This window comes from Nitrobacter hamburgensis X14 (assembly GCF_000013885.1).
Classification (GTDB): Bacteria; Pseudomonadota; Alphaproteobacteria; order Rhizobiales; family Xanthobacteraceae; genus Nitrobacter; species Nitrobacter hamburgensis.
Window position 1 is genome coordinate 1112171 of the sequence record NC_007964.1, and the last position, 14217, is coordinate 1126387.

A 14217-nucleotide genomic window follows, 5' to 3' on the forward strand; every position below is an offset into this window, starting at 1 on the left:
ATGACAAGCTCTACGATCGTGAATTCGCAGGCAGTTCTACCGCATATGTCCAAGACCGATCCCAAGCTTGATTGCCTTCTGACGAAGCGAGCCTTCGGTGCGCTTCATCTGCTTGGCGATCTTTGCGACCGGCGTCCTGGCTTTTGAATGAGCCTTGAGCGTCTTCACATCGTCTTTTGTGAAAAGCTTGCGAACAATTTTCTTCTTGGCCTTCTTCGCCATTTCCTGGGTGTCCATCGTTTGTTGAGGATGGTGCGTCTTACGAAGATGGTTACGTGATGTAAACCGGTATGGGAGAAACGCGGTACGCCTTGGCGGGACATGAACAGGGCGCTGACCGCCGCCGGCGTTACCAAGGTCGAGGCGCCAAGCCACTTTCCGGGTGAGCTATCTGCGCCCGTTCAGCGGGCTTGATCCGCGGACAGGTGTATTACTTGCATATAGCCGCATCAAGGGCACGACAGAAATCACTCTTGCCTCACCATTCGAATCTTGTGCCCACTCCCACCGACGTCGAGCCCATCGCATCGACATCCGATTCCACCCGGATATGGCGCGTCACGTCCACATTGGCCGAGAGGCCGGACTGGCTGGGGGTCGCACCGGTCCGGACGCCTACGCTCAGCCTGTCGCCGATCGAGCGCGACGCGCCGACCGTCGGGCCGCCGGCGCCGACGCCCACGTCCAGACTATCGACGCCGAGCGAGCGGCGCATCCGGTCCAGCACCCCGTCGCCACCGCCGGCGAACTGCGCCGCGACTTCCGCAAGCTGCAGGGCCTGCGCCGTCGTCAGGCTGCCCGACGCCTTCTCGAACAGGATGCGCGACAGGATTTCATCCTGCGGCAGCTCCGGTCGCGACGTGAAGGCGAAAACCGGCGCGGCCGCCGGGCCCGAGATACCGATCTGCGCGGTGATGTCGGAAGCCTGTATCTCCGCCGCGAAATCGAGTTCGGGCGCGAAGTCTCCGTTGAAGGAGAGGTTGCCCTTGGTGAAATTCAGCGTCTTTCCCAGCACCGCCATCTTGCCGCGATAGAGCGAGAACGCCCCCTTCGGCACGGGCTTGTCGGTCGTGCCGCCGACGTGAAGGGAGCCGCCGAGTTCCGCGTTCACCCCGCGGCCATGCACGAACACGTGGTTCGGCGCCGAGACAGTGACATCGAGCGCGGCGTTGAAGAGCGCCTGGCGGCCCTTGCCCTTGCTGTTCCTGGCGGCCTCCGCCTTGCGCGCCGCGGCCAGCCGGGTGGCGGCCTGGCCCGTGGCGTTGACATGGTCGATGCCGTCGATCGGCTTCAGCGTCGAGGGCAGCCGCTCCGGAATATCGACGCTGACGTGGGTGAGATCGACGCGCCCGCTTATCTTCGGATCGCGCGCAAGCGCACCGGTGACGTTGATGGCGAGATTCGCCTGAGCGGTTGCGAGGGCGCTCGCTGCGAGCGTCGCCTGCTGTCCGCGGATCGAGACCGTGCCGGGAAAGCCCGCATCGGGCGCGATGCGGACCTGGCCGGAGCCGGACAGCGTGCCGCCGTTGGGGGTCGTCGCGCTCAGTCGCTCGACGGATATGCGCTCGCCTTGCGCCGTGACCTTTGCCTCGATGGCATCGAGCCGCGTTCCCAGCACGCTATCGCGGAAGCTGCCGCCGCTCATGGTGGCGATGCCGTCGACCTGGGGCCTGGCCCGCGTGCCGCCCGCGCGGGCATCGATCTGCACGATTCCGGAAACGGTGCGGCCGGAGGCGGACAGCATGGCATTGGCGACGGCGGCGTCGAGCCGGCCTTTTGCCGTCAGCGCCATCGTCTCGGAGGCGTCGAACGGCACCGTGCCCGCCGCCGCGACGGTGCCTGCCTTGCCTGCCGAGGCGGTGGCATCGAGCTTTGTGCGGGTCTTTTCGAGGCGGCCGTCCAAAGTGATATCGATCGGCGGCACGCCGGCGCTTCTGGTCTGCGGCGCCGTGAGCCGTTTGACAGCGATCTTGTAGTCGCCTGTCGGTGCGCTCGCGGAGCCGGCGATCAGGGCGGAGGCGTCGAGAGTCCCGGCGAGCCCCAGGCCCGGCACCGCGATCTCGGCCTCTGCGAGCGGGACCGCGCTGGCCACGGCCTTGAGGTCGAGCACCTTGCCGATCTTACCGTCGAGCGTAAAGCGGCCGCCGCCGATCCCGATCGCCAGATGCTGGATCAGCACGGTGCCGTCGTCGAGCGTGAAGCTCGCGGGCGCTTGCAGCGCGACCGCCTTGGCACCGCGTTTCGCGGTGAAGCGGTTGAGGTCGAACCGGATAGGCTGCTTCGGTGTCAACACGCCCGCGGCGTCGAGATTGAAGCCCGCGGCCTTGGCGGACAGGCCGATCGTGCTCGCGTCGGCATCGCCTTTCGCGCTTAAGGTTGCGTTCGCGATCGCCCGGCCGCCGATCTCCGCGCCGTTGATCTCGGCATCCGCATTGAGCACCGGATGGCTGTAGAGATCGTCGCCATCGGCGCGCAGGTCGAAATTACGGATCGCCGCACCGGCGGCCCGAAGTCCCGTGCCCTTGCCGGCAAGGCGGACGGACTGCCGCCCGCCGTCGTCTGTCAGCGCAAGATCGAGCGAGGCCGCGCCGGCAAGATCGGTGAGCGCGAGCGGCGCGATATCCGTCAGCGACCCGGCCGCGAAGCGAAGCTGCCCGCGCGCGAGGTTTTGCGCGTCGATCGTGCCCGCACCTGTCAGCGACACCGAGCCGATGGCGATGTCGAGGGTCCTGGCGTTCCAGCCCGCGAAGGCAGCCGCCGGCTTGTCGCGCGCATCCTGATCGGCCTTGGTGCCGGGGTCGTGCTCCATCGGCCGGCGGCTCGCCTGAACAATGCCGCGCGCCGGCTTGCCGTCGACGGAGCCGTCGAGTCTGACGTCGATGATGCAAGGCCCGTTGATGTCGGCGACCGTCGCCGTGAGTCCCAGATGTGGGATCGGACGCTGCATCGCCGTCGCGCGATCCAGCGCCGCCGTGAGCGATAGTCCGGGATGCGCTAACCCTCCGGTCAGCCGTGCGTCGAGCGACGCCACGCCGGTCAGGCGCGCATCGGCCGCTGTGAGATTCGGAAGCTCGATATGCGCCGCGAGGTCGCTGGCTTCGCGGGTCAGGCTTCCCCTGGCGCGAACCGTGACATGGGCGCCGTCGAGCGAAGCTGCGCGGACCCTGTAGGTATCGTTGCCGCCAGATGAAAAATCGGCGGCGAGGGTGACGCGCGGCCCTGCGAGTTCATCGAGCGCCGCAAGCCCGGTGGCGAACCGGTCGCCGGTGCCGGACAGCCTGGCGTCGATGCGGCCGCGTCGAAGGTCGCCGTCAAGATCGAGGCCCAGCTTTATTTCACCGGCGAGATTCAATCCGGCAAGGCCGCCGAAGCGGCCGAGATCGGGCACGGTACCGGTTGCGCGGCCGCGCAGCCGGTCTCGGCTGGCTTCGCCGGTATAGGCGGCCTGAACCGTGGATGTGCCGATCTCCAGCCGCTCGATCTTTGCCTGGCCACCGAGATTCGTGCTGCCCTTGAGCACGAGGGATGCGCTGTCGCCGATTGCTGCCGCGAGAGCAGGGTCTCGCAGCGCGATGCCGGAAGCGCGCAAGCTTGCATCGATCGCGATGGTCGTGGCGTGGTCGCTGAGTTCGGCGTCGGGAACGACGTCGATCGAGGCTTCGAGCGCGTCAAGGTTGCCGTCGGGCAAACGGGCATCGGACACCGCGAGTTTCGCCGAAACGCGGGGCGCCTTCGCCGGGCCGTTGACCCGGCCGTCGAAGGTGAGGATGCGGATCGAACCCCGGTCGGTTTCGGTGACGTCGCCGTTGCTCGGCAGCGAGCGAACGGTCGCCGAGAAATCCATCATCTTGTCGGCGCCGAGCGCGCCCTTCACCTCGAGCCGGGCGAGGCGGCTGGTGAGCGTCAACCCGTCCAAGACGACGCTGCCGTCGTCGCCGATGCGCGTCGCGCTGTCGAGCCTGGTTTCGCCGGCGAAGACGGAGGCGGCAAGCGGCGGCAGCCATGGCCCGAGATGACCGGAGACCCTGGTCGCGAGAACCCGGCCGGTTCCGCTCCGGTCGAGCGTGATGGCGCCGGTCGCATCGATGGTGGGGCCGGCCTGGAATTTCAGCGCGCCGCGAAAGCTGTCGAGCGTGCCCTTGCCACGAAGCGCGAAGGCTATGGGCGGTTCACCGGGAAAACGGCCGAGCCTAGATAATAGTCCATGGGATGGCTCGTCGAGCGTAACGTCGAGGGTGAGGGCATTGCCCTGCGGTACGAAGGCAAGCGCCACCTTGAAGCGGCCCGGGGAGTCCTTGCGGGTGGCGTCGAGATTGAGGATGAGCCCTTCCGAGGGCGAGCCCAGTTCGGTGTTTCCGGTCGCAGCCAAGCTTACGGCCTCGCCGAGAACCGGCTCGCCGAGCACCAGCGCGTGCAGATCGAACGCCTTCACCTGCACCTTCACCGGAAGGTCGGGCAGGATCGACTGGCTGGACTCCGCTGCGGATGGCCCCGGCTGTGCGGCGGGTGCGCTCTGTTCGGTGCCGGACTGGCCGGTCTCCGCGGCAGGCTGCTCAGGCTCCGCGACGGGCTGGTCGGCGGCTTGCGGCTTCCGGCGGATCTCCAGCGTGCCGATCTCGAGGCGGTCGATCTCCAGCCGGCCCAGCAGCAGCGCGGTGCGCCGCCAGACAAGGCGGGCGCGATCGAGCTTCAGCCAGGTGCCATCCTTGTCGGTGATGGTGACATCGCGGATCGTGGCGTCGGACGACAGCACGCCGTCGACGGCCCCGATATGCACCTGGATTGCTGGCGTGGAGAGCGTCCGCGAAACGAGGCCGGCGAGCAGGTCCTGCTGATTGTCGCCGGCCGCGCCGATCATCTTGTAGACAACGACGCCGGCCGTCGCGACGCCGGCGAGCCCGAGTGCTGCGGCGGCGAGCAGGATGGTTCGCCGCGCGCGCATCAGAACGCCTGTCCGATGCTGACATAGACCGCCCAACGGCTGTCGCCGGGGCGCGGGTTCAGCGGCGTCGCGACATCGAGGCGGATCGGCCCGACCGGCGTGAGATAACGCAGGCCAATGCCCGCGCCGTAGCCGACATAATCGTCGAAGTTCGGCAGCGATGAGCTGGAGGCGGTACCGAAATCGATGAACGGCACGACGCCGATAGTCGGCGTGACCTTCACCCGCACCTCGGCGGAGCCTTCGACCAGGCTGCGCCCGCCGACGATCTTGCCGAGCATCATCGGCGATATCGTGTTGAAACCGAACCCGCGGACGGAGCCGCCGCCACCGGAGAAGAAGCGGTGCGCATCCGGAATACCGGCCAGCGGCGCGCCGCCGAGCGAGCCCATCGCCAGCCGGCCCGCCAGCACATAGTTGGCCTCTTCGTCGAGCGCGTAATAAGTCGAGCCCGCGAGCCGCGCCTCATAGAGGTCGATCGTCGAGCCCATCAGCTTCGGATAGGCATTGACCGTCGCGGCGAGGCGCACGCCGCGCGTGGGATCGAGCAGGTTGTCGGTTGTGTCATAGCGTCCGCTGGCGGTGACGCCGATCAGCGTCGCATCGACCCGCCCGAGCACGTCCCGCGATTGCGATTGCTCGAGCTGGAGGCCGGCCTGGGCCGAGGCCATCTCCGAAAAGCGGTGGATTACGCCAATGGTGCCGCGCACCGCATCGTTGGTGTAGCCGCCGAGGTCGTTGTTGCCGACGCGCTCGCGGAAGGCGGTGGCCTCGACGAGGAGATCGTTGGGCGTGCCGTATAAGCCTGGCTTGATGAAAGTCGCGGTGAATCGCGCGCCGAAATCCGAGGCGCGGAGATCGGTGAGGTTCGAATAGGAGGAGCCATCGAGCCGCCGCAGCAGCGAGGCGGATGCGTCGAGCCGTAAGCGTTCGGCGTTGCCGAACAGGTTGCGATGCTCGTAATAGGTGGAGACGCCGGGACCATCGATGGTCGAATACCGCGCCGATAAGCTGCCGCGTGCTTCGGCCTCTCGGTCACGTCGATGAAGATCGGCACGTTGCCGTTGGCGTCGAGCTTGTCGCCCTCGCGGATGCGGATGCCGCCGATCGCCGGAATCCTTGCGATCGAGGTTTTCACCAGCGCCAGTCGCTCGGGCGAATAAGGCTCGCCTTCGCGCAGATGGACATGGGTCGCGACCACGCGCGGATCGATATCTCCGCTATCTGAAATCGCGACATGGCCGATGCCGGCCTTGGGACCGGCCTCGACCCGCAGCCGAAAATCCATTGCGGCGGCCGCATGATCCACGGTGGCTTTCACGTCCGCGATCTTCGCCAGCGGATGACCGTTGCTGCGAAACCAGTCGATGAGTTTCAACTGCGCGGCGCGCAGGTCGGCGGAGATCGCCGGATCGCCGGGCTTCAGCGGGAAGGCGCGACGCGGCAGCCGCTGCGGTGCCATCTCGCGCGGATAATCGACATCGACGGTGCGCAGCTTGAATACCGGACCGAGCCGCGCGGCGACCTTGACGGGGATGATCTCCCGGTTGCGAAAGCTCTCGGCGCGGCGCACCGCGGCGGCGAGACCGGTCTCGTCGCGCGAGACCGGAATCCCGCCGACCGTGATGTCGATCTCGGCGTTGTAGCGTCCAAGCCCCCAAAGGGCGTCGAGCAGCGGATTGATGTCGGCCTGAAGGCGGCGCACGAGGCCTTCGCCGTCCGGCGGCGGCTCCTGCCTGAGGCGATAAGCCGCGGAGGCATCGCGTAGCGCCTGTTCAGCGTCACTGTTCTTCTGGCCGTCGGCTGTCCTGGCCTCGATCTCCACGCGATACGATAATGCTGTTGCGCTGATCGGCGGCGGCTTGTCGGAACCGAACGGGCCGGGAAGGTCGAACGCGCGAGCAGGCTCACATAGCGACCAGCCAGCGGTTCCGATGGCGGCACAACCGGTACACAGAAACAGCCGCGCCGCAGCGACAAAGCTTCTTCGCCTTGCCGGCCACCCCGAGGGGGCCAGACATTGTGGCAGCACCTGTTCCTGAATTATTCCGCTCCCCCGAGCTCATTATCGGCTCAACCTGAGCTTTGGTCCGCTCAGGTTCCGGAGATTCCCCTGCCTCTGAAGCGCAACAGGCACCCGCGTGAAACTCATGGACATTATGGTGATTTTTTGTTGGGCGAAAATATGGAGCCGCGGTGCTATCGCACATCGATTGAGGTCACCAGCCCCGTTACTTCTGACATTTCGGGCACCAGAAGGTGGCCCGGCCGTTCTGCACGAAACGGCGCACCACGCCGTCGCAGCCGGGTGTCGTGCAAGGCTGGCCTTCGTGATTATAGACTTCGAACGAGTGCTGGAAATAGCCGAGCTTGCCGTCCGGGTGGCGACAGTTGCGTAGCGTCGCGCCGCCAACCGCGATGGCCTCGGTGAGCACGGCGCGGATCGCCGCGACCAATTGTCTGGCGCGGTCAGTCGGTGCGCCGCTGTGGCTGGCCAGCGTCGAGGCGCGGCGTTTAGGCGACAACCGGGCGCGGTGCAGCGTCTCGGCGGCATAGATGTTCCCGAGCCCGGCGACGACATGCTGGTTGAGTAGCGCCGCCTTGAGGCTGGCGGTCTTGCCGGCGCAGGCCTTTGCCAAGGTGGCAGCATCGAAGGCGTTGCCGAGCGGTTCGGGACCGAGCCCCTTGAGCAGCGGCTCGTCGTCGAGCGCGGAGCGGGCGACGATCTTCATAAAGCCAAACCGGCGCGGATCGTTGTAGGTGATGATCTTGCCGCTGCTCAGCCGTAGCACGACATGGTCGTTGACGCGCTCTACATTGCGGGGATGGTGAAACGCGCCGACTGGTACGGCACCGATGCGGAACGAACCCGACATCCCGAGATGCATCATCAGCACGTCGCCCGAGGCAAGGTCGGCCATCAGGAATTTTGCCCGCCGACCGAGGCCGACGATGCGCTGTCCAGTCAGACGCGCGGCAAAGTCGGGTTGAAACGGGAAACGCAGGTCGGCGCGGCGCAGTTCGACGCGCGTGATACGCGCGCCCTCCATCACCGGCTGCAGGCCGCGGCGAACGGTTTCGACTTCGGGAAGTTCAGGCATGGTGGCGTCTATGCGCGAAAGTTGGTGACGGCGTGAGGGACCATACTCTCTCCGAATGCCTTCCACCGCCTGCGGGTGCTGTGAACCGTTTCACGCCTGATCCGCCGGGTAGCGGTGCGTCCTGATCTGCTGGTGAGTATTCTAGGGGTGCCCCCGTCAAACAACAAAGCTAGCGACGCTCGTCTTCTGCTTTTCCTGGAGACGCCCCGCCGTTTTCGGATTTGTCCCGAAACAGTGCAGCGTTGACCAGTACCATCAGGCTGATCGGCGTCGTGACGATGACGAGAATAATGATGAGCACCTCATGCAGCACCGGGCGCGTTCCTAGCGCCGAGAAGTAGATCATGGACGCGATTGCGATGCAGGTTGTACCGAGCGTGGTCCCGAGGGTGGGTGCGTGTACCCGCTCGTAAAACCTCCCGAGCCGTAGCAATCCTAACGAGCCGATCAGAGTGATGACAGCTCCGCCGACCAGGAAAACCGCCGTCAGGATGGCTGGCAGCGTAGACAGTTCGCCTGCTGCATTCACTCGATGACCTCCCCGCGAAGCAGGAATTTGGCGAGCGCCACCGTGCTCACGAACCCGAGCAGAGCAATGATCAGGGCGGCTTCGAAGTAAAACGTGCTGCCTGTTCTGATGCCGAAGGCGAGAAGCAGCAGCATTGCGTTCACATACAGGGTGTCGAACCCGACGACGCGATCCTGCGCCCTCGGTCCAAGGAGGATGCGGAAGGCCGCGCATGCCATTGCGCAGCCCAGCAGGATCTGCGCCGCGGTGACCGACCAGGCGAGCATCATGCTCATGTGAAAATCTCCATCAGCCGCCGCTCGTAACGTGTCTTTATAGTGCGGACCCATTCGGCTTTATCGACCAGATCAAGGACGTGGATGGTCAAAATTCCGCTCGCTTCGTTGAAGTCCACCCATAGAGTGCCCGGCGTCGACGTGATGATGCAAGCGAGCGCAGCCAGGCCATAGGGATCGCGGAGTTCAAGCGGGATCTCCACGAAGCCCGGAGTCCGTTCGCTTCGTTTCGGCCCGAGAATGATGCGTGCGACGGCGATGTTGGACCGCACGATGTCCGCGAAGACGACAGCAGCCAGGCGGACGATTGCGCCCGGCCGCCGTGGATGGGCTTTCGGCGGCCGCAATGCTGCGAGCCCCCAGCCGCCGATAAGGGCCACGGCGCTGCCCAAAAGAATATGCCCCGGCGAAAGTGTCTGATTGAGCAGCAGCCAGAACGCAAGGAGGCTGGCGCTAACGATGGGAAACGGCAGCAGCCGGGTCATGTCGGTCCCCTCGAATTGCCTGGCTCGATCGGAGACCCGAGAACCCCCCGGATATAGTTGTGAGGAGCGTGCAGCGATTGCGCCGTTGCCTGCATGAAGCGCATGATCGGGCCTGCCTCGACCGTCTGGATTGCGCAAAGCAGCAGGAGGGCCGCGACAGGCGCCATCTCGATAAGGCGCACGCGGGGTACGGTGCGATCCGGTGAAGCCCAGAACGCACGGATGCCGGCGCGCGTCATGGCGATCAACGCCGCCAGTCCCGACACGATCAACAGCAGAAGAAAAATCCAACTGGAGATCGGGATGGTGCTGATCGGAGAATTGAGCGCGGCCGTCAGGATCGCGAATTTGGCGACGAATCCGGAGAGAGGCGGCAGGCCCGAAATGACAAGGGCGCAGCCGATGAAGGCCAAACCAAGGATGCCGATCGTCGCCGGGATCGCGATGCCGGTTTCCTGAAAAATTTCCGGATCATCCTCGTCGCCATAGAGCTCCCGTGTCACCGCAAGCACGTCAGCACCGGGCTCGCGGCCGCGCTCGACGAGTTCGATGAGGAGAAAGAATGCACCCAGGCCGAGCGTCGAACTGATGAGGTAGAACAGGGCAGCCCCGGTCACGCCGACCTGCTCCAGACCGATGGCGGCGAGTATCGTGCCGGAGGATACAAGCACCGAAAAGGCGGCGAGCCGCGGCATATCCTGCGAAGCGAGGCTTCCGATGGTGCCGAATGCCACGGTCGCCATGCCGCCCAGCAGCAGCCACTGGCTGCCGAATTGAGTCGACGCTCCCGCCTCGTCACCGAACAAAAGCAGCGATAGCCGCAGGATGATGTAGGCGCCTACCTTCGTCAGCACGGCGAAAATCGCGGCCACGGGAGGCGGCGCGGCGGCATAGGTACTGGGGAGCCAGAAGCACAGCGGCCACATTCCGGCCTTGACGAGGAACGCAACGCCCAGGATGCCGGCTCCCGCCTCCAGCAGTCCCCGATCCTCCGCGCGGATCGCCGGAATGCGTACGGCCAGATCCGCCATGTTGAGCGTGCCGGCCACACCGTAGATCAGACTGACTCCGATCAGAAACAACAGCGACGCCGCGAGGTTGACGACGATGTAATGCAATCCGGCCATAACCCTGGCAGATCCCGAGCCGTGCAGCGCCAGACCGTAGGACGCCGCGAGCAGGACCTCGACGAAAACGAACAGGTTGAACAGATCGCCGGTGAGAAACGCGCCGTTGATGCCCATCAGCAGGAACTGAAACAGGGGATGGAAAAGCACCCCCGCGCGGTGCCAGCGCGCCAGCGAGAATACCGCCGCCGCCGCCGCGAGGAGACTGGTCAGCAGCAGCATGAGCGTGGCCAGCCGGTCCACGACGAGCACGATTGCGAACGGGGCGGGCCAGTCGCCCAGACGATAGACCCCGGCCAAGCCGGTCGGCGCGGCGTCGGCGGATCGCAGCAGCACAATGGAAATCACCACCAGTGCGAACGTGGTCGCAAGACTCAGCGCGGCGTTGAGGTCGCGGCGCTGCTCTCCTCCAAGCGCCAACATGATCGCGCCGGCGAGCAGCGGCAGCACGACCGGCGCGATCATCAGATGATTCACGATCCCGGCTCCCGTCCGTCGACATGGTCGGTCCCCGTCAGACCACGTGATGCGAGCAGCACGACCAGAAATAGCGCAGTAGTCGCAAAGCTGATGACGATTGCAGTCAGGACGAGTGCTTGCGGCAGCGGATCCGGCAGGCTGGCCGGATCACCGGCCGCATGTGAGTCCAGGATCGGAGCGGCATCGGTCCTCACTCGCCCCATCGCGATGATGAAAAGATTGACCGCATAAGAGAGCAGCGACAGGCCGATGATCACCTGGAACGTGCGCGATCGAAGCAGCAACCACACGCCCGAACCCGCAAGCACGCTGATGCCGAGAGCAAGTACGATCTCCACTACTGCACCTCGGCCGTTGGAGACGCCGCGGGCGCTGCACGGCTGGCCGGGGCCCGGTGACTACGCACGGTCTGATGCGCGATCGCAATCAACATCAGGACCGTTGCGCCGACGACCAGCGCAAACACGCCAAGATCGAAGAGCAGCGCGCTTGCCAGCGGGACCGAGCCGATCCACGGGACCTCGAGGTAGGAGAATGACGTGCTCAGGAAAGGCCGTTCGAACAACCAGGCGCCCGCTCCGGCACAGGCCGCCAGGAGGAGGCCCGCGCCCATCCAATGCACAGGCAGGATGCGCAGATGCGCCTCCGTCCAGGCGGTTCCGCGGGCGATGTATTGGAGAATGAAGGCCACCGCCATCGTGATGCCGGCGACGAATCCACCCCCGGGCAGGTCGTGCCCGCGCAGGAGAAGGAAAATCGCCGTCGCGCAAATCACCGGGAAAAGCATTGCCATCATGAGCGCGGGGACGGACATGGCGCTCTTGAGCGTGTCACCCTTCTGACGGCTCGGTTGGGCCTCATCGTAGAGGTCCTGGCTGTGCTGCTGCTCCGGCACGGGAATGCTTTCGGCAGCAGGACGAAAACGCCGCAGCAATGCATAGACGGTCAGCGCGACGATGCCGAGCACCGTGATCTCGCCGAACGTGTCGAACGCACGGAAGTCCACGAGGATGACGTTGACGATGTTGGTCCCGCCGCCCAGGGCGTAGGCGTTCTCGACAAAGAACCGCGCAATGCTGCTCGGCTCGGGGCGAGTCATGACCGCGTACGCCAGCACTCCCAACCCCCCTCCGGCAGCAGCCGCGATGCCGATGTCGCGGAACTGATACCAGCGGATGCCCGGTTCCGGCGAGCCGGCCGCATGGATTTTCTCGGCGCGTTTCGGCAGCCAGCGCAGCCCGAGCAGAAGCAGAACCGTGGTGACCGTCTCGACCACCAGCTGGGTCAGCGCCAGATCGGGGGCAGACAGCCACACGAAACTGACGCACGTCACCAGCCCGGCGCTGCCGACAAGGATGAGGGCCGCGAAGCGATGAAACTTGCCGTGGTAAGCTGCAGCCAGTGCGCAAGCGCCCCCTACGGCCCAGATCAGAGCAAACCCGACATCGAAAGCAGTTTGCGTCATTCCCCAGGAGCCGATCCCTTGCGTGAACACTGGCGCCAGGCCGACCAGCAACGCTGCGCAAATCAGCAACCGCAACTGCGGTTGCAAGCGGCGCGTGCCAAGCAGTACCTCCAGCCGTCTAGCGAACTGCCACGAGACGGCGACGAGCACGCGGTCGAAAATGCGCTGACCCTTGATGTGGCGCAGTAGCGGCGGTCCTTCAGTGACGAGCAAATATGAGCGCAGCATCAGGTAGATGGCTATGCCACCGGAAATCGCGACCAGGCTCATCAGGAACTCGGGAGTGAAGCCATGCCAGACTGCAAGGCTATACTTCGGAATAGCGTCGCCGAGGACGGCGTGGAGCGCGGTCGTGAGCAAAGGACCGATGGTAAGGCCGGGGACGATGCCGACGAGAAGACACGCGAGGACGAGAAGCCCGGCGGGGAAGCGCATCAGGAACGGCGGTTCATGCGGCGTGCGCGGCAGATCCTGCGGCGGTGGACCGAAAAACACCTCGGCTATGAACCGCAGCGAGTAAGCGACCGTGAACATGCTGGCCATCGTGACGATATAGGGCAGCGCCTGATCCAGCAGCGAGTTGTCGTGCGTTTCGATGGTCTCGGCAAAAAACATCTCCTTGGACAAGAACCCGTTCAACAGGGGGACGCCAGCCATGGCGGCGGCAGCGACCATCGCGAGCGTTGCCGTGATCGGCATGAAGCGCCGCAGGCCGCTCAGGCGGCGCAAGTCGCGGGTGCCGCTTTCGTGGTCGATGATCCCGGCCGCCATGAACAGCGACGCCTTGAATGTCGCATGGTTCATGATGTGAAAGATGGCGGCGACCTGCCCGAGCGGTGAGTCGAGGCCGATGAGCAGAGTGATCAGTCCGAGATGACTGATGGTCGAGTAGGCGAGCAGCCCTTTCAGATCCTGCTGGAAAAGAGCAATGAACGCGCCGAGGATGAAACTGATAAGTCCTGCAGAACCCACGAGCCACAACCACTCGTTTGTTCCGCCCAGCGCAGGCCAGAGCCGCACCAGAAGGAACACTCCGCCTTTGACCATGGTGGCGGAATGTAGGTAGGCCGAAACGGGTGTCGGCGCCGCCATCGCCTGCGGCAGCCAGAAATGGAACGGGAACTGCGCGCTTTTCGTCAAGGCTCCGATCAGAATGAGGACGAGCGTCGGGATGTAGAGCGGATGCGAACGGATCGTGGCGCCAGACGCCAGAACCCGATCGAGGTCGTAGCTGCCGACGATATGTCCCAGAATCAGGATGCCGGCGAACAGGCAAAACCCGCCGAGCGACGTTACGATCAGCGCTATGCGTGCGCCATCCCGCGCCTGCGCGGTCTGGTGCCAATAGCTGATCAGCAGAAAGGAAAAGAGGCTGGTCAACTCCCAGAAGAAGACCAGCTGGATCAGGTTGCCCGAGAGTACGATGCCGAGCATCGCACCCATGAAGGCGAGCAGGAATGAGAAGAAGCGCGGCACGGGATCGGCGGGGGACATGTAGTACCGGGCGTACAGCACCACCAGGAACCCGATGCTGGTAATCAGTGCGGCGAGCACCCAGGCGAAACCGTCCATCCTCAGAGAGAAATAGAGGCCGAGTTCCGGCACCCATTCCACGGTATGCCGGATGACCCCGCCGTTGGCGATGCGGGGGTAGCTCGCGGCCAGGAGCACCAGACTGATGAGCGCAACTGCGCCCGCCAGCCAGGCTTCGGCATTGCGGGCATTGGCCTGAAGGAGCGCGGCAAGACAGCTCCCGGCGAAGGGAAGCGCGAGAACGACGATGAGGATCGTTTCATATGACATCGTCATTCGT

General features: G+C 65.0%; 10 protein-coding genes. All 10 read right to left on the reverse strand.

Annotated elements, in window-relative coordinates; genetic code table 11:
* Nucleotides 1-36 precede the first annotated feature (36 nt).
* On the reverse strand, nt 37-222 hold the full coding sequence (locus tag NHAM_RS05110) for a hypothetical protein (protein ID WP_011509566.1): 186 nt from the start codon (nt 220-222) through the stop codon (nt 37-39).
* 256 nt (nt 223-478) lie between these two features.
* Entirely contained in the window at nt 479-4942 is a 4464-nt protein-coding gene (locus NHAM_RS05115; protein ID WP_011509548.1) for a translocation/assembly module TamB domain-containing protein, read from the reverse strand.
* Complete coding sequence (locus NHAM_RS28015) at nt 4942-5931, reverse strand: autotransporter assembly complex protein TamA (protein WP_347336451.1); 990 nt, start codon at nt 5929-5931, stop codon at nt 4942-4944. The genes NHAM_RS05115 and NHAM_RS28015 overlap by 1 nt, the downstream gene beginning before the upstream one ends.
* 1242 nt (nt 5932-7173) lie before the next feature.
* On the reverse strand, nt 7174-8043 hold the full coding sequence (gene mutM, locus NHAM_RS05125) for a bifunctional DNA-formamidopyrimidine glycosylase/DNA-(apurinic or apyrimidinic site) lyase (protein WP_011509549.1): 870 nt from the start codon (nt 8041-8043) through the stop codon (nt 7174-7176).
* A gap of 169 nt (nt 8044-8212) precedes the next feature.
* Nucleotides 8213-8572: a monovalent cation/H(+) antiporter subunit G gene (gene mnhG, locus NHAM_RS05130; RefSeq protein ID WP_011509550.1), complete on the reverse strand. Its 360-nt coding sequence runs from the start codon at nt 8570-8572 to the stop codon at nt 8213-8215.
* Nucleotides 8569-8847, reverse strand: a complete 279-nt coding sequence (locus NHAM_RS05135; protein WP_011509551.1) for a K+/H+ antiporter subunit F — start codon at nt 8845-8847, stop codon at nt 8569-8571. Before NHAM_RS05135 ends, mnhG begins: the two co-directional genes overlap by 4 nt.
* On the reverse strand, nt 8844-9332 hold the full coding sequence (locus NHAM_RS05140) for a Na+/H+ antiporter subunit E (RefSeq protein ID WP_011509552.1): 489 nt from the start codon (nt 9330-9332) through the stop codon (nt 8844-8846). Before NHAM_RS05140 ends, NHAM_RS05135 begins: the two co-directional genes overlap by 4 nt.
* Entirely contained in the window at nt 9329-10924 is a 1596-nt protein-coding gene (locus tag NHAM_RS05145; protein ID WP_198137031.1) for a monovalent cation/H+ antiporter subunit D, read from the reverse strand. Before NHAM_RS05145 ends, NHAM_RS05140 begins: the two co-directional genes overlap by 4 nt.
* A gap of 8 nt (nt 10925-10932) precedes the next feature.
* Complete coding sequence (locus NHAM_RS05150) at nt 10933-11277, reverse strand: Na+/H+ antiporter subunit C (RefSeq protein ID WP_011509554.1); 345 nt, start codon at nt 11275-11277, stop codon at nt 10933-10935.
* Complete coding sequence (locus NHAM_RS05155) at nt 11277-14213, reverse strand: monovalent cation/H+ antiporter subunit A (protein WP_011509555.1); 2937 nt, start codon at nt 14211-14213, stop codon at nt 11277-11279. Before NHAM_RS05155 ends, NHAM_RS05150 begins: the two co-directional genes overlap by 1 nt.
* Nucleotides 14214-14217 lie beyond the last annotated feature (4 nt).